Here is a 20,851-nt window from a genome sequence, read left to right as displayed (position 1 = left end):
ATGTCACGGGATTGTCTCGAATGTAAGTTCGCCTATTTCTTCAAATGAGGTCATTTTCTGCCCGATTGTATTTCTCAACGCGCACAGGCACGATAATGCTGATTTTCGGATTCACAATGCTTCCCCCTTTCTTTTTTGGCGCTGCAACAAATCCCGCAGCATATCAAGATCCTGTTTGCCAAGCCATAAACCTACCGCCAGGAATAGAGGGATTATAACGATCGATAACATTACCGCAGCCATTATGAAATCGATAAATGAATCAACCGGCAGTTGAAATGATTTGAATGTCAGATATACAAGGATCAGCAGCACGAACTGAATCAGCCATTTTTTATAGGTCATCCAGGGACTTCGGTCCAGAACTTTCCGGTTGGTGTACCACGTTAAATCAATGAACCGGTAGCTCAAGGCAATAACTGTTCCCAAGAGAACACCATAAACACCCAAGGGAACTACTAAAATTACGGAACACACGAAATTGATTGCCGTTTCCAGAATAGACCTTGTCTGTGTCTTTTGGAAGTGTCCGACGATATCGATGAGTACATCTGATGATTGTCTAGAGTTGAATAGTAATTTTACTGAAGCGAACAAAAGGGGTAATAAAGGATCTATATAATTCACATCACTGATTCCAGAGGTGTACAGCTCCATAAAGGGCAGAATTAATAGAAGAGTAAGCAGAATCGAAGAAAACACGATTGAGATATAGCAGGATTCAAACAGGTTAAACATTTTGAGAAATTTGACATAATCGTTGCTGTATTTCTGTCCAAGCGCAAATTTAAAGCTGTCCCGGAATATAAAGGTGAGGTTTCCGACCATATTGAAAATCAGGCTGTACATCGCGTAAACACTAACCACTTTCAAATTCGTAAACAGAGTAAGGAGAATGATATCGGTATTGGCAAAGATCAGATAAGAGAACTGATGCACCAAAACCGAATTCTTCTGGCTGATGGCCTGAAAGTCGGGAGCTGCTTTTACATCCAGCCACTTGTAATTTCGTCTCATATAAATCTGGTACACGATAATCTGAATGATGGTAAACGCGAAGAAAACCGCTTGAACAAGGACAAGATTACAATCGTTAAGCATAAGAATAATCCGGAGCACACTGTTTAATAAGGTCGATACAGCCACTACTGATGCTTCTATATAATTTTTGCCTTCCGCAGCCAGCAAGATCCGGTATTTCCCCTGAAAATAGTAATTCACAGCCCCACCTATACCGCTCAATAGGATCACGGAGGAAATGGTTATCCTGCTAAATTCACTCTGTACCGCCAGCGGATAAATAATGGAGATCAGGATAACGCCCAGAAAATAATACAATCCCGTTTTTTTGTAATACACCGATGTTGCCGACAGGATCTCATTGACTCTTGCTTTATTATTGCTGCCAAGCGGCTGAAATAACGCCTGAAGGGAAGCTGCGCCCACACCCGCCTCCAGTAAAGACAGATAGGAAATGACCTGAGTCACCGAGGCAATAAGTCCGTTGGCCTCCGATCCATAAGTCGAGATCACGATCCTCGGTATAAAAACTCCAAGAATAATCGTAGTAAGCAGACTAATCATTCCGATCGTCATGTTCAGAAATCCTTTTTTAGCCGTCATATCGTATCCATACCTTCCCTCTTTCTAGTGCTTCCTTCTCATTCGGTAAGCTATGTTGATGACCTTCCCTTTATAGTGTCTGAACATAAGAAGCAGCTGGCAAAATACCGGATGAAGCAGGAAGGTATCAATTAATCGATTTTTGCTTCCTTTGGATTTCCACTCCTTCATGAGTTCAATCATTTGGGCATTGATCCCCGGATAATCCTTCTCTACATCCCTCAGTAGATGCTTGATGCTGACTCTGGATGCCAACAGGCAGCTATTAATATTGTAGAAATAGTTCTCAACCATGTTGCGGAGCAGAAAGGTTTCTTCAATTAATTGAAGTCCGGGTCTTTGAATCATAAAGTCTGCTGTTCTTGTGAAAGCATCAACATAATCGAATTTTCTGATGTTATAGCTTCCCGTTATCGAGGTTTTACGCTGAAGATAAAAAAGCATGGTCTTTTTGATATAAACCACCTTTTCCGAAACTGTCAGGTTCTTCAAAATAAACTCTTGATCTTCACCGCTCATACAGCCGTTTGTGTAAGTGATGCCGTATTTATTTAATACCGACTTGCTATATAAGGCGCCTGAAGCTCCAATCATTCGAATGGTTCGATTGACAATAATGTCATGAAGAACTTCCCGGCCAGTAAAGACAGTCATCAACTCCGCATTCTTGTCCTCCATGCAGTTATCAATCGACCTCCCCTTTTCGTCCACTTTAATCGAGTCCCAAAAAACCATGTCCGGCTTATGAATGTCCAGCGCTTTATAGATACGTTCGATCAGGTCAGGGTGGACATAATCATCGCCATCAAGAAAATAGACATAATCGCCATCCGACTCACCCAATCCCTTGTTACGCGCAGCGCTTACTCCGCTATTCCGCTGATTAACAAGCTTGATCCTGGCCAATTGTCTGCTTAAGATATACTCTTGGATGACCTCAGCCGTCCGGTCTGTCGAACCGTCATTTACGGCGATAATCTCAAAATCCTTCCTGGTTTGCCGCACAAGGGAGTCAAGGGTTTTGACGACATACTTCTCCACGTTATAGACCGGAATAACCACAGATACTTTCACTTCCATCCCCTCCATGTGATCCTTTTTCCTCCCGCTTCTCATGCTGCCTGAACTGAATTTTTTCGTTCGTTAAAAAGAACTTTATCAATTCAAAGTGCCACATCATTGTCTCGAATATCTGTTCGCCCTATCTTTTTAATGAGAACGTAGATTCCTGACAGACAGTTATCCGTTGAAACGGATAGAATGACCGAGGAAAGAGAAAGCGTCTCTTTTACTTGGAGAATGAAACTAAGCGCATTTACCGCTTGAATGACCGCGAAGATGCATTTGTCATTGTGGATCTGGAGAAGCCCAATCCTTCCTACTGCAGTAGAGAACTCCCCATTGCCTTCTTTAGGGCGCTGATTACGCGAAGAGACGATATCTATCCGCTGGAATGTCTGCCGAGTCCGGACTTCCTCCTTATTTCATAAACGAAAGAAGACTGCCGGCGAATCGCTTGGCAGTCTTCCTTTTCTTCATTAATAAACTAATATGCTCCTCATCATATTCGCTGGACAATTCCTTATGTATCCCCCCTTTGTTCAAAAGAAATGAAATGATACTGTTAGTCCTAAAAATTATTGTTAATCAGCAATGATTTCAGTTCTTCATTCACCTCGGCATATTGAAACTTCTGTTCCAACAATATCTTCATTTGTCCAGATACATGCTCGGTATCAGACCAGTCATCAATCTCTATGCTTTTCGATCGGATCCTTGTGTATGACGAACTGTTTGATTTTCTTGAGAAAAACTGTTTCTTATTATTTTCTAAGATATTACTTAAAATTTCAGAGCGCTTTTGAATATCTGAAATGGGCCCTAGCTCTAAAATCAACAGAAGCCTCTTTTCCTCTGCGGCAAAAAAATAACTTAAGGCTTTAGGGGATTTCCACTTGCGGGATAAGCTGGGGATTTGTAATTGAAGCTCTTTGGGCAAGAACCATCTTTCCTTATCGCTCAAAAAAAACTTCGAATCCTCATTATGACTTATGCAGTTTAGTTCGTTTTCAAGAAGTTCGAACGCTTGGTTTAGAGAGGAGGTAGAAATTGTACCGTATTCTATAATCGCTTCAATCGCTTCTTTATGATGCTTATATATTTCTCTGCATAACTGGACGAGTTTCTCATCCTGCATTGTAAGAGCCTCCAAGGTTTGTATGTAAAAACGGATAAAATCGGCGACCTGATTATTCATATGCTCTTTGTGTAAATAGATTATTGAATTCAGAATATCTAAAATGCTGCGGTGACTAAATGAGTAGTACTCCCTGTGTGGGGCTTCATCACCGTTAATGGTAAGGTATATAGGGACAACATTTTTGACGTTCGGATACCTCTGTTTCACTGTGGTTATATATTTACTTAGTTGATGGTCAGCCAGACCTGCATATACTTTATTTTCAATCAAAATTACAAGAGAGTTGGCCTTGGAGAAAATAAGGAGATCAATGTTTCTCCATTCTCGAAGAACTTCTGCATCATAAAGGGTTCCAAGCATTATATCCGTAATCTGAAGCTGATGATTTTGTACTTGGATTTCACCGTATAGAACTTCAGCGAGCATCTTTTTTAAGAAAAGGTCGCCCAATTGATGATTTTCTTGAGGATTCAATAGCCATCCGAGCATATTAGAGTGCCGTATTTCATGCTGACTGACTCTTAATACTTTAAAAGGGTTAAACTCATTTAACCTCGCATTCAGCTGCTCTAATAATTGGTTGTTCGTTACAAAACGTGTAACTTGTTGATATAAGTCTTCCAAATTTAATGCCTCCTAGCTATACATGCCTACCCACTGGCTCAGCCGCTCCTTCATCTGCTCCCTCATCGCTTGGGGTTCCAGAATTTCGGCGTCCGGACCGTACTGCTGAACCCATTTCAAGAACTCTTTCTCATTATTGATCGTCACTTCAAAGATAAGACTTCCGTCCTTCTCATCCACCATCCGGGGATGCACGAACAATTCTTCCTCTTTGATATACCTTGCCACTTCCGGGTTGAAACGGACAACAAAGCGGGTATTCTTCTCTCCCCGGTCGATGGACCAGGTATTCTTGAGATATTGTTTGATGTTGAAGTCACCCTTGTCAAAGGTCTCGCCCGTGATGCTCACCTGCTGGAACCGGCTGATACGGAACGTACGGATTGCCTGCTTGAGGTGGCAGTAGCCGATTAGATAGAAGCGCTGGTCGCGCGGGACGAGATAGTATGGGTCGATCCTGCGCTCCGTCGTTTCGTTCCGGTACTGGGTATGGTAGACCGCTTGTATGGTCTTATGATCGAGAATCGCCTGAATCACCGGCTGCAAATAATTCGGACTCTCCGGCCGGTAGGCCGGCGTACCCATCTGGATAATATCCGCGATATTCTCCACAATGCTGTTCTGCCTCGATTTCTCGCGGTAATGGGTCGCCATCACCTTATCATAGGCGGTTTCAAATTCCTTCGGCAGCTTGTCCTTGTCGATTACAGAGGGGAGCAGAGAGAAGACGGTTTCTTCCTGTTCGGAGAAATTCAGCGGGTACAGGAAAAACTTCCCCATAAACCGGTAGCCTGTCCCCCGGCCCTCATTGGTGATCGGGGCAAACAGGCTGATTGCGTCCAAGTCCCGGTATATGGTTCTTACGGCTACTTCGCATTTCAGGGCGAGGTCCGAAGCTGAGATGCCCGGATGCGCCTGAATCGCATTGATAATTTTGAAAATGCGTATGACCTTGTCAATCATGTCCTTAATCCCCTTGTCTTGGCAGTTATATTTTACCTAATTCGACTGCCAGGGGGTAAATCCTTCCATCCTTTATGAAAATGAAAATTAGAAGTCGTAAAAACGAAAGGTTTGTTCCAAGTAATCTCCTACCGCCGTGCTCAGCATTTCACTCCAGCCGTTAAATCCGGTATTTCCAGCGATAAAATGGTCCAGTGCCTCTCCTTCGAAATCCGCCACGTCATCAAGCTTCTTGATCACAAACCCGCCGGAGGCCATGAAATCAATCAGGTTATCGTAAGCCGTATGTTTCTTCATGAACGCTGGAGTCATGATGGACTTCCAGTTTATCGAAGCTTTTCGTCTGTCCAAGATCATCCCTCCTACCGCTTCCGCTTCATCTGTCTGTACTTCTGCTCATGCAGCTGCTTTCGCGTGATGCTGTTATATTCAAAGTTCTCCAGCTGGCTGTACAGCCGCTCAGACTCCTGGCGGAGAACCTCGTCATCCGTATGGATTGCGGCGGACATCAGGCGTTCGGCCTGCTGTTTCAGCATCAGTTTTCCGAGAGGGACATCTCCTTCATCCAAGACCTGCATCGCGTCTTCGATTATCTTGGCCGATTCGGTTAATTGGATCTGCTTGTAGACTTCCGCATCCTCCGACAGATTAAGAAGGTTAATGTCGTTCGTGAATTCGGCTGAAACCTCACTTACTACGGTACAAGGCGAAGCTCCGTCCGTGACATCAACGTACTCCCAGGTAAGACGCAGCAGCTGATGAACTCCCTTGGTATGGGGATGCAGAGTCAGCTTCAGCAATACGGTCTTTACCTCTCCGGCGAACAGCTCCCCGGCATGGAAGTTATAGCGGTTGCCCTGCTTCTCACAAGCATAACCGTAAATCCCGGTAATCGAGGCACAATCAGCCGGTTCGATCGTAAGTGATAAATTCTGGGCAGTCACCGCCAAGAGACCTTCCAGTTCTTTTTGAAAAATGGCGGGGATTTCGTCCGGTTTCTCAATAAAGTGGAAGTTCCCCCCGCCATGCTCCGCCATCCCCTCCATCAGTTCTTCATCAAACCCCTCGCCAACCCCCATCACCGTTATGCCAATCCCGGATTGGCGGCAGGCTCTTTTGCTGAACTGCAAAGGCCGCCCGCTCATTGAACCGCTCCGATCCAGAACCAGCGAAAGGTTCATTTGGGCACGGTCGGATGAATCCACTTTTACTCCTTTGGCTTCAATCAACAGGTACACCTTCTCCGCTCCACCGGTCGGCAGATATGGACGGTTCCAGGCATGTGAGAACATAACCGGATGCTGATGCATAACTCATTTCTCCTTTGCTGCTTGATAGGGATACTGTACCAAAAGCAAAGGAATGCAGAGTGTCAGTGAACATGTGTTTGGGTAGGCTTATAAACATATTTACACGAGACTATATATGGTCTGAATAAGACAAAAAACCAAACAAAGAATCACTTTGTTTGGTACGTTTGAAGGAGGCAACTTATTCTTCTTATAAAAACACTACAGTTATTTATGTTTCTCGTTCACTTAACATTATCCAGTTCCGAACTAATTTATAGTCTTCCAATTGTCTCTCTTTATTTCTATAAAAATTCATTGCTTTTGGACTAGAATGGTAAAGGGGAAGAACTTGATAACCATTCCACAACCGAACTTGCGGATTACTGTTTTCCTTCGGCAAAGTCATCTGATGCTTTTTTATCTTATGTAATGCCAACAATGCCGATTTTCCCAAGGTAATAATGCTGTTAGGCTAAAAAGTAGACATGGAGAACCGAGAATCGGGTAGAATGAACATAACCAAATTCGAGGTGCTAACATGACGAAAAAATACGATAAAGAATTTAAACTGCAAACGATTCAGATGATCCAAGAAGAGGGTAAGCCGGTGGCACAGGTCGCTCGCGAGTTGGGGATCAGCGACAACACCTTGTACCGCTGGATGGCGGAATACAAACAAGACGGTGCACAGGCTTTTCCAGGCAGTGGGCAACTGAAAGCTGACGACAAGGCAATGAGAGACCTCCAAAAGCGTATCCGTGATCTGGAGGAGGAGAACGACATCTTAAAAAAGGCGATGCACTACTTCGCCAAAGACCGGCGCTGATCTATGCCTTCATCCACGATCATCGCTTCAAGTGCCGAGTCTCGAAGATGTGCGAAGCCTTTGAAGTGTCCCGAAGCGGCTATTACAAATGGACGAAACGAAAAGTCAGCAAGCGTGAAAAACGACGGCGCAAGCTGGAGCGGCATATCCGCCGTATCTTTCTGGAATCCCGCCGGTTATATGGAAGTCCCAAAATCGCTAAAATGCTTCATAAGCAAGGCGTACCCGTGTCGGAGAAATTAGTCGCCCGAATCATGAAGGAACTGGGATTGCGCTCCCGTACGGTGAAGAAATACAAGGCCACGACGAATTCGAAGCACAACTTGCCTGTTCATGAGAACGTGTTGAACCGTCAGTTTAGGCCGTCCGCTCCAAATGAGGCCTGGGTGGCTGACATTACGTACATTCCAACGAATGAAGGCTGGCTCTATCTGGCAAGTATAATGGATTTGTACAGCCGTAAAATCATTGGGTTTCACATGGACGAGCGGATGACCAAAGAACTGGTGTTAACGGCACTGGATCGAGCCTACAGCCAGCAACAACCATGCGGAGAGGTCCTGCATCACTCCGACCGTGGCAGCCAGTATGCTTCCCACGACTACCAGGAACGACTGCGCACCTACAAGATGAACGGCAGTATGAGCCGAAAAGGGAACTGCTACGATAATGCTTGTATCGAATCGTTCCACAGTGTGCTGAAGAAAGAACTCGTGTACTTGGAAAAATTCACAACACGCAAGCAAGCCAAGAAACGCATTTTTGAATACATTACCTGCTTCTACAATGGAAAACGAATCCATTCAGCGATTGGGTATTTTACACCCAATGAATACGAACGTATGTACCGAAATGCTGTGTGATTTTCTCGATTCTGCGTGTCTACTCTATTGACAGAGGTACATAATAAGTTGAGGTTCTATTAATAGAATTTGTTCGTAAAGAAATGGAGAGCAGTTCTTAATTTCGCTTTCCTTAGGTGTTCTATTATTCCCTTTATCATCAAGTGGAACACAAAGTACTGCATTCGTTATATAGCAATGTTCCCGTTTCAGTCCTGCTCCTTCGAGTAATTTCTCGAAATTCTCGCCCGTCTGGTCCCCATGCAGAGGGATTCTACTAATTTCAGCACCAAGCCGTCCTGGGGCCTCAGCGATAAACATTATGGGTTTATTCATATCGGACTCAGTCATCTGAATAACAGGTCTGCAAGCATTCATTCGAGGGCACTGAGGACAATTTTTATGATTAACTTTTTGAAGAAAATCATCTAACATTTCATTCCTCTTTTCCAGAATGGATATAATCCAACATCTCATCCAATTCGGCCAACAGTTGCCCGACCTTTCCCTTAATCATTAGATCAAACGATGGATCAAGCTCCTCAGGCATTTCCATGTTCATATAAACGGTATGTCCTGAGGTCAAACATGGCAGTTGATTGGCAGGTGCAACTTGCAGACTCGTTCCGATCACAAGAACAAGCTCGGCACGATGAAACCATTGAAACGCTTGATTCCAGGCATTATCCGGTAGCATCTCTCCAAATAGAACGACGTTTGGGCGTAATGGTCCTTGGCAGGATGAACAATTCAGTCTATTAAGAAAATCAGCAACATCCGAGCTTCTACCACAATAATGGCATCTAATGGACCGTATATTCCCATGCAGTTCGACAATATTGTGATTGCCAGCGACAACATGATATCCATCGACATTTTGAGTGGAGATTCCGTGAATCCACCCATTTTTCTCCCATTTTGCTAGAATGTGATGGCCGATATGAGGGGAGTATTGTTCCACCGTTTCAATCCGGTACTTGTAAAATCCCCAAAACAATTCATAATTTTCTTCTATAGCAGTAACATTAGCAACCTTATGCGGATCCATATTCCTCCACCAGCCGTCCCTGGAACGAAAATCAGGCAATCCCGATTCAGTACTCATTCCAGCCCCACTTAATACAACGGTATGTTTGGAAGAACTGATCCATTCAGCGAGTTGGTAAAGAGGGTTATTCTTCAAGCATATTTTTTTCCAATGGTAAAGATTACTTACCCTTGACTCAATGACCAACTTATACATGGACCATCGAAAGTCAGGATGAATTTCAACAGGTCGCAACTGCTTCCAATGACGTCCTAAGCTTTTTAACGCAAGTTCAAGATCACAGCCGATCATTCTCGTCCGGGGATTTAGCAAGAGCAGCAAATCCTGATCCTCCTCGTCGAGAACATCCGTCATTGCGCTCTCTTGACTCTCTCTGAAAAATGTCCAGCCTCCATCATCATTTTTCTTGCCTATTAGGGTAAGACTACCGCCCTCTCCACCTAATTTTAGGATCGTGTCTATGCGAATCCCTCCATACTCGACTAAAAGATTGGCACATCGACTCTTCATACACTATATTGGAGTATCGGTAAGGTTTTTACAAACCCGATTTTCGACGATTTTTCCTATATCGCTCCTATAAACATCCTAAGACAACTATAGAGCGATCTCCGATATTCTTTGATTCTCGGTATTCGAAGGATAGGACTATATTTGTAATGTCCATCGTTTGTACAATCCTGGACCTTTGTCAAGATAGTAGACACAGATTTTTAAGCAGTTCGGTTTAAATAAAGCCGTTCATACTCCGAAGGGGTATGGTAATCAATGGAGGAATGAATACGCCGGGTGTTGTAGAAGAACTCAATATACTCGAAAATGCTCTGCTTCGCTTGTTCCCTCGTTTCATAGCGGTTCAAGTAGATCAATTCCTTCTTGAGTACGCTATGAAACGACTCGATGCAGGCATTATCATAGCAATTGCCCTTGCGACTCATGCTCCCGATCATTTCATAGAGAACTAGCTGTTTCTGATAATCGTGAGAGGCATATTGGCTTCCACGATCTAAATGTGCAGTAGACCAGGATCTGGACGCTGACGGCCATAGGCCTGCTGAAGAGCCCCCATCACGAGTTCTTTGGTCAATCCGCTCGCCCATTTGCCAGCCGACAATTTTGCGAGAGTACAGATCTATGACACTCACCAAATACAACCATCCTTCCACGGTCCAGACATATGTGATATCGCTAACCCATTTCTCTCCTGGTTTTGTGGCTTGAAATTCACGGTTTAACACATTGTCTTGAACGGGGAGCGTATATTGGAGTTGGTGGTTGCCTTGTACTTCTTGACTGTACGCGAACGAAGGCCCTGTTTCTTCATGATCCGGCCGTCCGTGCGTTCAGAGATGACGATCCCTTGACGGTTCAACTGCCTTGTGAGTTTGGGACTCCCGTACAGTCTTCTGGACTCCTCGTAAGCCTTACGAACACACTCCGTCATCTTCCGGTGATGCTTTGCCCGTTCACTTTCCGGTCTGCACCGCCATTTGTAGTAGCCGCTACGAGAGACATTCAGAACGTTGCACAACTTCTCCAATCGGTACTCGAAGCGGTGTTCATGGATGAACGAATACTTTACCGACGGTCTTTCGCGAAGTAGTGCATCGCTTTTTTTATTCATAATGGGTTCGGCGGCTCCTTCGATGAATTGTGCTTCATCCAATATAAAGGACGGGACGAGATTTGGTAAGTTTCTTGCCGGGGGTACAATGCAAAGTGCCCGTAACGGATCGTTACAGGCATCTGCCGGTTTATGAAGCAGTTAGGCCGCGTCACTTGCCTTACAGCTTCTCGACATACTGCTTCGCATCACCCAGCCACCAACTTTATATATCAGTTACAGTCAAAAACTATGCAAACTTCTATTTTCATTAAGTATTAGGGTGCTGTTGTTGATTATAACTCACCATTGTAGATACTATGTTTACTCAATTATCAATTCATGAGACATTAATTCAAATTCTACATTTTGAAGAGACGTGCTTTCGGCTAATTGCTCCCATTTTTCATGGATTTCATCTGCATTTCTAATGAGTTTAGAATATTCGGAATTACGTTCAATCACTCCATTTACAACTGGAATAGCATATCTGATAACACTGATTATCTCTGTAACGTTTATCTCCCATGGGCTTTTCTTAATTATGACTTTTCCAATATTTACAGCCGTTACAATCGAATGTGCTAATAATAGCATTTCATGAAGTTTCTCTTTGGAACTCGGTTTAATAAATTCTTTAATGGCTGTAAAATTTGAATAGTCTTCGGTCAACTCATATTCTGCCTTATAGCTCTGTACAGATTTAATACCAAAATAAATTCTAAGAATGACTTCCACAATGATAGTCGATAACGACTGTATCATAATGTTCTTTAGGTTAAATCCATTCTGATACATAGTTGCAGCTAGCTTTCTAAGATCTCGATTGCTACACTCAACAAGAAGAGAACTGCCCGGAAATGGTAAACTGCAGGTTGAGAACAAATCGGCAAACATATGTTTTGCATACTTCAATATTGCTTCAATCCATCCTAGTTGTTCATAGGGTGTGCCATACTGATTTACACTAGACAAAACTTTATGTTCGACTCCATTGATATACCTAACACCCTCAAACCGACCATTTTTGAACATTATTATAGCTTCAATAAACCTTAAAACGTCATGACCTTTTGATAAGCCGCGATGAAATCCACCGCCAAAGCCCTTTCCTTGATAGTCAATTGGACCACCTCCATCGTGTTGATGGAACTGATCAAGCCAATTCGAAAACTCAGAACCTTTTCCAGTAAACTTGTTATTTCTATCACTCAGGATTATATCAACTAAACTACCAATTGAAGCTGCAATAAATACAGCAACAAAATCAGCTTTTTCCCATTTTTCTCTTCTTGGAAGATGTCGATTTAGTTCTTTTTCAATTTCGAGTAATTCAGTTTCTAGAACGAGACTACGATAATCTATAGAATCAATGTCTAATCCCCTCTTGACTAATTCAAGAGCAGCTTTATTCTATAATTCATCGTAACTTATTGCAGAATACTCCCATACACTCGGTTCAGAAGAATTTTCCGCTACTTCGATAGGCAAAATATTACGCTTTTTCATATTGAGCCTAGCGTATATTTCATCCAATCGATTATCAAAATCATCAAGTGTTTGTTCTCTGCTCGAATTTCGACACTCAATTTCATTAATTCCATCATCAATACTATCAGTTTCTTTCTGAATGTATTTCAGAATTACGCTGTCTTGATCCATCTCAAATCACCCTATTTCATGCTGTTTGTGCAGTTTTCAATTTTTCTAACATGTCTGCCAGTTGTTCTTCAATTAATCCTATCCTATCATCAGACTTGTCCGCTCGTGCCTTTTCATCAGCCAAAGCTCTTCTAAGTTTTTCAACCTTCTCATTTAGCTGCATGATTACCTTTTGTTTTGTGGCATTATCAATATTTGAATTTCTTAACTCACTTCTTAGTTCTTCATTCTGCTTCTTAGCCTTTGCTCCCTCAGCAACATTTGTCGCAACTACTGTAGTCACTGCACCAACTCCTCCAGCTACTGCAGAAATAATAGCTGTTCCTCCGGCCATTCCAAGTCCACCAGCTGCCAGAGAACCTCCACCGATTGCAGCAAGCCCAGCAGATGTTGCCGCTGCACCAGAAAGACCCAAAACCGAAGAACCAACAACTGCTCCTATCGCTGGGGCTGCCAAACCACCTGTAACTACGCAAAGTGCCCCAGCGCCTAAACATGCAACTACTTTCCATGCTTTCATAGTTGTTCACCTCACCACGTTATTCTTCTCGTTCCAATATCGTATTAATCTTTTTCTGCAATTGAATACTTTCTTCAATAATATTTTCAAGATCACGCAATTTACTAATTTCGATATTCAGTATATTACATACATTAGTCATACCATTTTTTTCAGCAAAATTATATGAACCATCTGTATAACATAGTGCCAACAACTCATAAATCAAAGCTAGTTTTGTCTGCCTAGACTTGATAGGTGATAGAATTTCTTCTACAGTCTTTTCTTTTTTCAAAACGATCTCCTTAATGGATTCAATTTCATCACTTGAAATTCCATACATTGCGGCAACTCGATTAAAGTGCTCGAGTTCATTTTCTTCTACCTTTTCATCAATTGTTGCCATAAACATTAGTGCTTCTAAATAAGATACTCGTTCTTGATACTCCACTTTCCCACTCTCCCAGTATAAATTAATATTTCCTCTTGTTTACTCACTCGTTCTTCGATTTTCACCCATTGATAGACTGGGGTATGGAGACATCGTGTAAATATTACATTATTCACCAAAAGAGGCGGTGGCAGGAATAGAGATTCGAGAATGTTGTTCCTAATCCATGGAATATCCATGCGATCGCACTTCGGATATCCACAACTGACTCTTGACGGCTCACCCTCCCATGTCACGCGGGGCATTTGCCCTTATATTCCTTCGTTCTGCCTCTCAAGAAGTGAACGCGTTTCTTGCTCCTTTCAGTATATTCTGTGTCTACTATTTAATTTAACTTCACTTTACCCACTTGAGCAACAGAGCGAAAGGACTTGGAAACGTGGTAGGGTCGCTTTGGTCTCCGGATTTTCACCGCTAAAGGGAATGGAAAATATCTGGAGAGCATCGCGATTGGAGCAATGGTCCATTTGCTATAGTTATTTCCAGTGCAAGTCTGGATTTTTAACTTTAATCTCATGAAGCTCATTTAATTTCTCGAGGAAAAACTTTTGAATTTCGTTGATGTGATCCTCATAATGAAGAAATTCGACTAAACTACGATCACAGGAAATCCCTTGCCATTCTGCGTCAGTGTTTAGATCGAAGATTTCCCAGCCCGAATGCGTAGCAATAAAGCTCTGCATGGCAACCACAACTTTAGGAACGTCTGAGCAGCGTCGTGGACAGAATTCGTAAACAACGGAAACAATGGGATAATCGTCATCTGTTAAATAAAAACCTACAGTCACCTCGGTGGCTCGCCCCTCTTGTTCACTAGCCTTAGCATATCGTTCCTGATACTTTAGCTGGTTATAACGGTTATATTGCTGAAGTGCCCTACCGAAATGTTCTGTCATTACACCGTCTACTGCTCCATCCATGCACTCGTCCATCATGCGTTGTAGCCGATTCATGTTCTGGATCGCATATACATCAACAGGCGTAAACTGCCGATTATCTTTCAATCCGATCTCCTCCATATAGTCCAAAACTTTGGACGCATAGATATTTTTCGATTCCAACTGCTTAATCCACTTGAAAATTTGAAACCACCGCATCTGCCTGAAAAACTATGTTTGCGTGATTCTCTAATATGAGCGAAGCATCCTTTTCATCAGCATATTGGGTTAAATAGATAAGATAATATTTCTTTCCTTGATTAGCGAGTACGCTGAGGTGATCCGCGTATCTAGAGAGCTGATCCGTTCCTTCCTGAGAGCCTAGCTTGCTTTCGATGAACAATACATATGGCTTCTGTCCTTCATAAAATCGTATCACCATATCCGGTCGGCTATCCGTCTGATGATGGGGCAATGCCGGAAAAGTTACTTGTGTTTGAATGGATGAATGCTTCACTTCCTGCACTGGAATTTCTAATACATTTCCGATAAAATCAATCATCGTCTCCTGATTACAGAGAAATTCGGCGAACACTTCAGTCAGAAAGTCCTCGTGAGGATGGCTGTTGCTGCTATTCAGCACCCGAAATAGTCGTGAAAATACGCTCTTCATCATCTGCTCCTTCTATAGAATTCCACGTAAGGATTAGATCTTAACGTCATTCCCGGATTCACCAGCGAAAGCATATATTGATGTTCTTCAAATGTATCGTTCAACCTGGCCAGCAATGCTGCATCCAATTCAATAGGAATTGCTTGGCCATCTTCAAAAACACAAAGAGGAACGGCACCTTCTAATATCGGGATTGCAGATTCCATTCGAATATATCCTTTATGCTTCCACATTGTCTCAACAATCGGATCCACATCTCTACCAACAACCTCTTGATAGAAAGGGGTCACAATTAACGCAAAACCATCTACAAATCGATTATTGTCTCCTAAAATCCTTTTCTGGCAAATCCAAAAGTAAAACGGACCTATTAATAATTTTTTGGATTTCTGCTTGGATAGAGCTTGGAGTGCTGATAAATATACATTTGTAGTATGCTCGTTAATGGTATCTTCATTAGAGTTGGCTAAAACAGACAAATCAAATTGGTACGCCCAGCCTGTAGATTTAAGAATTTCCTCAGTCAGCTCAACTGTTTGCAATGAAAACATCTCCTCTCAACTGCTGTTCTCTTGAAGTATAAATTAATGGCTGGGCATATATATGTCAGGAAACATATGTTCTTCGTAATGATTTTAATCATTTATATTTTGTTCTTTTCGGTATGTCATTTTCTCTTAATCAGTTCTATTTTCATAGATAGGTTCAACTAATGATTTTAGATTTGATAAGTTTCTGAAATGAAGATTCCATGCGAATACAAAGACGGTCAATAAGGGGCCAGCCCACCACCATCACCGAATACAACGAGCAGCTTGTCAGGCGGCTGATTGAAAAGGTTACGGTCCATGAGGATAGGTATTTGGTAGAGTTCAAGTCCGGTGTGACGGTGGACGTGGAGGGATAACGATAAAGTAAACAATGTGGTTGACGCAAATAACAATAGATTCTACTTTATAACTAAAATACAGTAGCACCAAACCCTATCGGAGGACACATTATGAGAAGAATTTATAGTAACTATTCGGATGAAGATTTTGATATGCTGACTGATATGGCAGGAGAACTTGGTTTTTCATTATCTTCTTTTCAACATTACTGTGTAATGCTTTATGCTGATCGAAGAGGTAATACCACCTCTATTAGCAATCTAATATCTGAAATGTTAAAGGATATGCAAAAAGTTAAGATCGGAGATATGTTCATTGTATCTGATTTATTACCTGACATATGGCTTACTTTCACGAGAAATGTCAAGATGACTTTAGCCAAGCAGCTCGCAAATAAAGTTCGAAACGATTCAAAATTCGATATTTATCTGGCCGCCAAAGGAAAGACTACTATTTTATAGAAGAATCGGTTAAGAAGGGAGTTGAGTGAGATAACAATTCGACATTTAAAAATATTTGTGACCGTATATGACGAAAGAAGCATGACTGTTGCCGGGAGAAAATTGTTTATATCACAGCCGACAGTAAGCCAAGCCATCCACGAACTTGAATCCATGTATAAAGTTGTTCTGTTTGAACGTTTATCTCGAAAGCTATACCCTACTTCAACGGGAGAGAAATTATATCAATACGCTAACCATATCATTAAGCTTATTGATGGTATGGAGGAGAGTCTTCGAGAGGACTCAATTAAGAAAAAACTGTTTATAGGGGCCAATTATACTGCCGGAACAGTCTTAATAAATACATGTATCGAACAATTTAAGATATTAAATCCAAGTTCTGAGATCAAGGTAGTCGTAAATAAATCTTCTGTTATTACGAATATGCTTAGAAAAAACGAGTTGGATCTTGCTGTTATTGAAGAATTGGATAATCCATCTGACTTGATTCAAGACATCTTTTATGATGACAAAATTGTGATTGTGGCTGATCCCGAATATCATCTATTTGAGAAAAAAGTTATTACTGCAAACGATATTGCTAATGAGCCTCTCTTACTGCGGGAAAAGGGAACTGGCGTCAGGGATTTATTTGAATCCAAAATGAGTCAACTGGGGTTATTTATTAGTCCATATTGGGAAAGTACCAGTGCAGTAGCCTTAATTAATGCTACAAAAAACAAGTTTGGTATTACTGTACTGCCCTTTCAAATAGTAAAGGAGTATATTGCTTCTGGAGAGTTAAAAGAACTAAAAGTAGAAGGATTAGAACAAAACAGGAAGTTAGCAATTGTATATCATAAAAACAAATTTTTTACAGACGCAATACAGGATTTTATTAGAATTTGCCACCAAATATGAATCAAAAAACCTTGCAGATTTATTACGCTTCGTTTACGTAAAAATCCACAAGGACTTTCAACTTTAATCGAGTCCTTACAACGTGATTTATGCAGCTAACATAACTGATCCGGATTATTTAACAGCTGTTGCTTTCATACTAGCGAGCTGTAAGCCCTAATGTTACTGCTGACCTAAAAGGCGTCATAGCGGTTTCCCGCTATAACGCCTCGTTGGACTTAGTTGTTCAGTTCTTATGGGCGCGCTGCACCGGTACGTATAATCGTACCTACATGCTGTCCACGCAGAGCTGCCGTGAGTCGGCCCGGTACCAGTCCGTTAACGATTTGCACTTTCTGAATGTGGCGTGCGTTAGCCATGACTTCAAGAAGAGTACGGTCGACCGGCAATGTGCCTGTTTGTTTCGCGAGTTCGTCATATGTTATTTCGTCAATAAGCTTCGCGTCCTGTCCTTCAGGGCCATTGGGGTCGGAACTGTAGACCCCATCCACATCCTCGACAATCGTAAGACCGGCTGCCCCAAGCGCATCCGCAACGAGGAATGCACCGGTGTCCGACTGGTGTATCGGTAAGCGGGAGGTTGGAAACTCATGGTTGTGGTAAGGCGGGAAGGCGCTGCCCACGACTGTAGGAGCATTGGCAAGGTGGTTGGCCAGTTGGTTGGAGATCGTGGGTTTCTCGACGTAGGAAACGAAGTCCTGCGCGAGCAGCTCTGCCAGGATATGACCGTTTTGACCCGCTTCGCAGGCGGCGAGAGGAGCCAGCGAACCAACCGGAAGACCGAGATCAAGACCGACACCGTAAATATGACGGGCGCGGATACCAGCCCCCGTGAGAATGAGCAGACGATGTTCCGGAAGGATTTTCCGAATCTCCTCCACAATGGGAAGAATGGCTTCCTGACCACGGTCAAAGATGGATCGCCCGCCGAGCTTAATGACCTGCAGCCAAGGAAGAAGCTTGACCGGGGGTACACTCGCGACAGGGCTTGTGAGTGTGCCATCGAGCAGCGTCTGACTGGCAAGCGCAGATGTAACGTGTTTAATATTGTTAGATGTGTTTGTCATTTATAGTCCCCTCCTTAATCTGCAGTAATAATGGTTCCGACGTGCTCGCCAGCTAACGCACGCGTCAGGTTACCAGGAACAAGGCCGTTCACGATCTGCACTTGGCGAACATGGCGAGCTTCTTTGAGCAGGTCAAGCACAGGGAACTCAAGGATAGAATCCTGTAGTCCCTCCGCCTTCATCTCAGCAACCGAGATCTTCGGGATTAAGGTTGCGTCCTTGTTTGTTTTGGGATTGGCGGTATAAAGTCCGTCTTCGTCCTTTACATAGATCATCGACTTGCAGCCAAACTGTTCCGCTACGAGGAAACAACCGGCATCAGTACGGTAGGGCGGAATGACAGTTCCGGCAGCCGGCCGTATCCAGAGACCGTAAGGGGGCATGCCGCTGAAGACAACTGCGTTTACTTCAGCCAGGTATAGCGGAACCGCAGAGAGTCCGGCGTCGCCGACCGATGAAATGCCATATTTGGCAAGAAGTTGTCCAAGCATTTCGGCGTTTTGATTTGCGACCGAGGCGCCCAGTTGTGAGAGTACACCGGCAGGCAGGTTGAGACCTGCTGCAATCGAGTAGAGGTGTCTGGCCCGTGTTCCTGCGCCTGTTCCGATCATCATTTTGTGATTCTTGCGAGCCGCGACAATCTCATCAACGAGCGGGAAAACGGCCGACCGACCGCGATCAAAAAAGCTCTGTCCGCCGATCTTTACAACCGATACGTCCGGCAGAATCCGATAGTCTTCCGCACTCTCCGCTGCCGCGTGGAGCTCAGGATCGGACAGATGCTTCTGTTTCAAAAGCTCTTCGAGTTCTGATATAGTGTTAGCCATAGAAAGGCCTCCTTAAAGTATAAATTTATATGTCAAAAACGTTTCCCCAAAATAATCATTCAGGTAGGCTAACCCTCCCCTGCTCCAGATTCTTCTTATATAAATTGAACTCGTAACATTAAGGACCGCCAGAATCGGGTAAAAGGTAAGAAAGAACCTGAAAAGGTGGAGATTTAAATGACTACAGAACAAGAGATCGGAAAACTGACAGAAGCCATGAAGGAAACAGAAAGTACCCGGATGTATGAAAGATATTTGGCGATAAGGCTGCATCTAGAGGGCCGGACCCTCACCGAAATTGCCGATATTTTGGGCAGATCCTTTCCGGCCATCAGCGGATACTGGAAGAACTACCGTAAGAATGGACTGCAAGGTCTCGAATTGGGTGAATATCCGGGTGGTTCCAAGCGACTTTCGAATGAGCAAGAGGAACGGCTGAAGCAAGTCATCGCTGAGAAACGCCCTGTCGATGTTGGCTTTGAAGCGAAGTATACCTGGACGTTAAAACTCATTCGTGCCTGGATTCTTCGGGAGTATTGCGAAGACTACACGCTCAAAGGCGTCTCCAAAATGCTGAACCGCCTTGGCTTCAGCTACACGAAGGCGACCTATACTTTGGCAAAGGCCAATCCAGAGGAGCAAGAGCAGTTTCGCCAAGTCACGCTACCTGAGCTCAAAGACCAGTTAGATCAAGGAAAAGTGGATCACCTGCTGTTTGAAGACGAATCGGCTATTCGGGCCTATCTAGCCTTACAGTACAATTGGTTTCCGAGAGGACAACAGCGAAAAATTAAGACGTATGGCCAGCATCAGGGTGCCAAGCTGTTTGCAGCGATCGATTACGAAACCGGCCATGCCCTTCACCGGGAAGAAGAAAAACTGGATGCGAAAGCGTTCCAACGCTTCTTGACCGACATTTTACAGACGTATTCCGGCAAGGTCGTGGTTGTCCTGGATAATGCCCACATTCATCATGCCGATGAAATTCAGCCTTTTCTCAAGGAGCACGCCCGATTGCAGTTGGTCTATTTACCCAAGTACAGCCCGGAACTCAATCCCACGGAAGGTTTGTGGAAATGGCTAAAGCACGATGTCGTGAACAATGTGTTTTTCCAAAAGTTCTACGTCATTCGTTCCCATGTGGCCGCTTTTATGAAAAGCATCAACCGAACTCCTCAAGCCGTAATTGACCGTTTACTTCTTCGGGTATAAAGATTTTCAGTTCAACTTATATATACTGTAGTTTGCAACTTAATATTAAAATAGCGTTATTTAAATAGTAGCATCAAAGTTATCATATTTATAATTGTATGTTGATATGGTTATCATAGGTTAAAACCTATACATTACATCCTGGTATATATTTCATGTGTTTTCTTTCAAGGACAATGCGCAAGGAGAGGCACTAGTACTGCAACACTCAATGGCTCCGACAGTTCAATAACCCCAAAATTATGTAATAAAGAGACTCTTCGCTCTACCGGATGGGTAAGCTAGCAAGAATAGGAGCATAGATTTG

At 43.1% G+C, this 20,851-nt stretch carries 24 protein-coding genes; 5 read left to right on the top strand and 19 right to left on the bottom strand.

The window, feature by feature from the left end:
* Positions 1–111: 111 nt before the first annotated feature.
* Both PSTEL_RS04225 and PSTEL_RS04220 read right to left on the bottom strand, forming a co-directional pair.
* Complete coding sequence (locus tag PSTEL_RS04225) at positions 112–1,596, bottom strand: sugar isomerase (RefSeq protein ID WP_169744534.1); 1,485 nt, start codon at positions 1,594–1,596, stop codon at positions 112–114.
* 51 nt (positions 1,597–1,647) lie between these two features.
* Entirely contained in the window at positions 1,648–2,712 is a 1,065-nt protein-coding gene (locus PSTEL_RS04220; RefSeq protein WP_038693687.1) for a glycosyltransferase family 2 protein, read from the bottom strand.
* Positions 2,713–2,915: 203 nt separating this feature from the next.
* Here PSTEL_RS04220 and PSTEL_RS04215 point away from each other — a divergent pair, with 203 nt between their 5' ends.
* Positions 2,916–3,113 carry a hypothetical protein gene (locus PSTEL_RS04215; protein WP_038693685.1) on the top strand — a complete coding sequence of 66 codons (198 nt, stop codon included), beginning with the start codon at positions 2,916–2,918 and terminating at the stop codon, positions 3,111–3,113.
* 140 nt (positions 3,114–3,253) lie between these two features.
* Here the strand turns inward: PSTEL_RS04215 and PSTEL_RS04210 are convergent, their stop codons facing one another.
* From PSTEL_RS04210 to PSTEL_RS04195, 4 genes are all read right to left on the bottom strand, one after another.
* On the bottom strand, positions 3,254–4,447 hold the full coding sequence (locus PSTEL_RS04210; protein ID WP_038693684.1) for a PDDEXK-like family protein: 1,194 nt from the start codon (positions 4,445–4,447) through the stop codon (positions 3,254–3,256).
* A 12-nt stretch (positions 4,448–4,459) separates the two neighbouring features.
* Complete coding sequence (locus PSTEL_RS04205) at positions 4,460–5,410, bottom strand: helix-turn-helix transcriptional regulator (RefSeq protein WP_038693682.1); 951 nt, start codon at positions 5,408–5,410, stop codon at positions 4,460–4,462.
* A gap of 87 nt (positions 5,411–5,497) precedes the next feature.
* On the bottom strand, positions 5,498–5,761 hold the full coding sequence (locus tag PSTEL_RS04200; protein WP_038693680.1) for a hypothetical protein: 264 nt from the start codon (positions 5,759–5,761) through the stop codon (positions 5,498–5,500).
* An 11-nt stretch (positions 5,762–5,772) separates the two neighbouring features.
* Entirely contained in the window at positions 5,773–6,720 is a 948-nt protein-coding gene (locus tag PSTEL_RS04195) for a vWA domain-containing protein (RefSeq protein ID WP_038693678.1), read from the bottom strand.
* Between the two features lie 520 nt (positions 6,721–7,240).
* Here PSTEL_RS04195 and PSTEL_RS04185 point away from each other — a divergent pair.
* A protein-coding gene (locus PSTEL_RS04185) for an IS3 family transposase (RefSeq protein WP_281176753.1) occupies positions 7,241–8,391 on the top strand; the annotation gives its coding sequence in 2 pieces (ribosomal slippage) (positions 7,241–7,496 and positions 7,496–8,391; 1,152 coding nt in all).
* Positions 8,392–8,415: 24 nt separating this feature from the next.
* On the opposite strand, the gene PSTEL_RS04180 is transcribed toward PSTEL_RS04185, so the two are convergent.
* The 11 genes from PSTEL_RS04180 to PSTEL_RS04135 all read right to left on the bottom strand — a co-directional run bounded on the left by PSTEL_RS04180 (position 8,416) and on the right by PSTEL_RS04135 (position 15,726).
* On the bottom strand, positions 8,416–8,805 hold the full coding sequence (locus PSTEL_RS04180) for a uracil-DNA glycosylase family protein (protein WP_052098179.1): 390 nt from the start codon (positions 8,803–8,805) through the stop codon (positions 8,416–8,418).
* Between the two features lies 1 nt (position 8,806).
* Positions 8,807–9,928, bottom strand: coding sequence for an SIR2 family NAD-dependent protein deacylase (locus PSTEL_RS04175; protein WP_245625072.1), 1,122 nt, complete (start codon positions 9,926–9,928; stop codon positions 8,807–8,809).
* 203 nt (positions 9,929–10,131) lie between these two features.
* A complete protein-coding gene (locus PSTEL_RS26710) occupies positions 10,132–10,656 on the bottom strand; it encodes an IS3 family transposase (RefSeq protein WP_084064683.1) in 525 nt (174 codons plus the stop codon).
* Positions 10,650–11,042, bottom strand: a complete 393-nt coding sequence (locus PSTEL_RS26705; RefSeq protein WP_084064681.1) for an IS3 family transposase — start codon at positions 11,040–11,042, stop codon at positions 10,650–10,652. The genes PSTEL_RS26710 and PSTEL_RS26705 overlap by 7 nt, the downstream gene beginning before the upstream one ends.
* Before the next feature lie 303 nt (positions 11,043–11,345).
* Entirely contained in the window at positions 11,346–12,056 is a 711-nt protein-coding gene (locus tag PSTEL_RS04165; RefSeq protein WP_038693672.1) for a hypothetical protein, read from the bottom strand.
* A 378-nt stretch (positions 12,057–12,434) separates the two neighbouring features.
* The gene (locus PSTEL_RS04160; protein WP_038693670.1) at positions 12,435–12,683 is read right to left on the bottom strand and encodes a hypothetical protein; all 249 of its coding nucleotides are present in this window, start codon (positions 12,681–12,683) and stop codon (positions 12,435–12,437) included.
* Positions 12,684–12,699: 16 nt separating this feature from the next.
* A complete protein-coding gene (locus PSTEL_RS27370) occupies positions 12,700–13,203 on the bottom strand; it encodes a hypothetical protein (RefSeq protein WP_156995771.1) in 504 nt (167 codons plus the stop codon).
* A gap of 19 nt (positions 13,204–13,222) precedes the next feature.
* Complete coding sequence (locus tag PSTEL_RS04150; RefSeq protein ID WP_038693666.1) at positions 13,223–13,633, bottom strand: tellurite resistance TerB family protein; 411 nt, start codon at positions 13,631–13,633, stop codon at positions 13,223–13,225.
* 476 nt (positions 13,634–14,109) lie between these two features.
* On the bottom strand, positions 14,110–14,652 hold the full coding sequence (locus PSTEL_RS04145) for a hypothetical protein (protein ID WP_156995770.1): 543 nt from the start codon (positions 14,650–14,652) through the stop codon (positions 14,110–14,112).
* A gap of 46 nt (positions 14,653–14,698) precedes the next feature.
* Positions 14,699–15,187 carry a PD-(D/E)XK nuclease family protein gene (locus PSTEL_RS04140; protein ID WP_084064678.1) on the bottom strand — a complete coding sequence of 163 codons (489 nt, stop codon included), beginning with the start codon at positions 15,185–15,187 and terminating at the stop codon, positions 14,699–14,701.
* Positions 15,184–15,726, bottom strand: coding sequence for a hypothetical protein (locus tag PSTEL_RS04135; protein WP_038693661.1), 543 nt, complete (start codon positions 15,724–15,726; stop codon positions 15,184–15,186). Before PSTEL_RS04135 ends, PSTEL_RS04140 begins: the two co-directional genes overlap by 4 nt.
* Before the next feature lie 458 nt (positions 15,727–16,184).
* Between PSTEL_RS04135 and PSTEL_RS04125 the strand changes: the two genes are divergently transcribed.
* Both PSTEL_RS04125 and PSTEL_RS04120 read left to right on the top strand, forming a co-directional pair.
* Positions 16,185–16,535: a hypothetical protein gene (locus PSTEL_RS04125; protein ID WP_038693658.1), complete on the top strand. Its 351-nt coding sequence runs from the start codon at positions 16,185–16,187 to the stop codon at positions 16,533–16,535.
* A gap of 21 nt (positions 16,536–16,556) precedes the next feature.
* Positions 16,557–17,438, top strand: coding sequence for a LysR family transcriptional regulator (locus PSTEL_RS04120; RefSeq protein ID WP_218917573.1), 882 nt, complete (start codon positions 16,557–16,559; stop codon positions 17,436–17,438).
* A 233-nt stretch (positions 17,439–17,671) separates the two neighbouring features.
* Here the strand turns inward: PSTEL_RS04120 and PSTEL_RS04115 are convergent, their stop codons facing one another.
* On the bottom strand, positions 17,672–18,505 hold the full coding sequence (locus tag PSTEL_RS04115) for an amino acid kinase family protein (RefSeq protein ID WP_038693656.1): 834 nt from the start codon (positions 18,503–18,505) through the stop codon (positions 17,672–17,674).
* 14 nt (positions 18,506–18,519) lie between these two features.
* Positions 18,520–19,332 (bottom strand): amino acid kinase family protein, encoded by an 813-nt coding sequence (locus PSTEL_RS04110; protein WP_038693655.1) that lies wholly within the window; start codon positions 19,330–19,332, stop codon positions 18,520–18,522.
* Between the two features lie 177 nt (positions 19,333–19,509).
* Here PSTEL_RS04110 and PSTEL_RS04105 point away from each other — a divergent pair, with 177 nt between their 5' ends.
* Positions 19,510–20,544 (top strand): IS630 family transposase, encoded by a 1,035-nt coding sequence (locus tag PSTEL_RS04105; protein ID WP_038693653.1) that lies wholly within the window; start codon positions 19,510–19,512, stop codon positions 20,542–20,544.
* Positions 20,545–20,851 lie beyond the last annotated feature (307 nt).

The sequence above is a fragment of the Paenibacillus stellifer genome (assembly GCF_000758685.1).
Lineage (GTDB): Bacteria > Bacillota > Bacilli > Paenibacillales > Paenibacillaceae > Paenibacillus_AQ > Paenibacillus_AQ stellifer.
The sequence above is the reverse complement of the archived record's forward strand: the minus strand, read 5'-3'. Positions and strand labels throughout refer to the sequence as shown.

Bases quoted from the DNA above. Each gene is read 5' to 3' on its own strand.
- PSTEL_RS04225 (WP_169744534.1), bottom strand. From the start codon at position 1,596: ATGACGATCGGAATGATTAGTCTGCTTACTACGATTATTCTTGGAGTT.
- PSTEL_RS04220 (WP_038693687.1), bottom strand. From the start codon at position 2,712: ATGGAGGGGATGGAAGTGAAAGTATCTGTGGTTATTCCGGTCTATAAC.
- PSTEL_RS04205 (WP_038693682.1), bottom strand. From the start codon at position 5,410: ATGATTGACAAGGTCATACGCATTTTCAAAATTATCAATGCGATTCAG.
- PSTEL_RS04195 (WP_038693678.1), bottom strand. From the start codon at position 6,720: ATGCATCAGCATCCGGTTATGTTCTCACATGCCTGGAACCGTCCATAT.
- PSTEL_RS04180 (WP_052098179.1), bottom strand. From the start codon at position 8,805: ATGTTAGATGATTTTCTTCAAAAAGTTAATCATAAAAATTGTCCTCAG.
- PSTEL_RS04175 (WP_245625072.1), bottom strand. From the start codon at position 9,928: ATGAAGAGTCGATGTGCCAATCTTTTAGTCGAGTATGGAGGGATTCGC.
- PSTEL_RS26705 (WP_084064681.1), bottom strand. From the start codon at position 11,042: ATGAATAAAAAAAGCGATGCACTACTTCGCGAAAGACCGTCGGTAAAG.
- PSTEL_RS04165 (WP_038693672.1), bottom strand. From the start codon at position 12,056: ATGTTCAAAAATGGTCGGTTTGAGGGTGTTAGGTATATCAATGGAGTC.
- PSTEL_RS04160 (WP_038693670.1), bottom strand. From the start codon at position 12,683: ATGGATCAAGACAGCGTAATTCTGAAATACATTCAGAAAGAAACTGAT.
- PSTEL_RS27370 (WP_156995771.1), bottom strand. From the start codon at position 13,203: ATGAAAGCATGGAAAGTAGTTGCATGTTTAGGCGCTGGGGCACTTTGC.
- PSTEL_RS04145 (WP_156995770.1), bottom strand. From the start codon at position 14,652: ATGGAGGAGATCGGATTGAAAGATAATCGGCAGTTTACGCCTGTTGAT.
- PSTEL_RS04140 (WP_084064678.1), bottom strand. From the start codon at position 15,187: ATGATGAAGAGCGTATTTTCACGACTATTTCGGGTGCTGAATAGCAGC.
- PSTEL_RS04125 (WP_038693658.1), top strand. From the start codon at position 16,185: ATGAGAAGAATTTATAGTAACTATTCGGATGAAGATTTTGATATGCTG.
- PSTEL_RS04115 (WP_038693656.1), bottom strand. From the start codon at position 18,505: ATGACAAACACATCTAACAATATTAAACACGTTACATCTGCGCTTGCC.
- PSTEL_RS04110 (WP_038693655.1), bottom strand. From the start codon at position 19,332: ATGGCTAACACTATATCAGAACTCGAAGAGCTTTTGAAACAGAAGCAT.
- PSTEL_RS04105 (WP_038693653.1), top strand. From the start codon at position 19,510: ATGACTACAGAACAAGAGATCGGAAAACTGACAGAAGCCATGAAGGAA.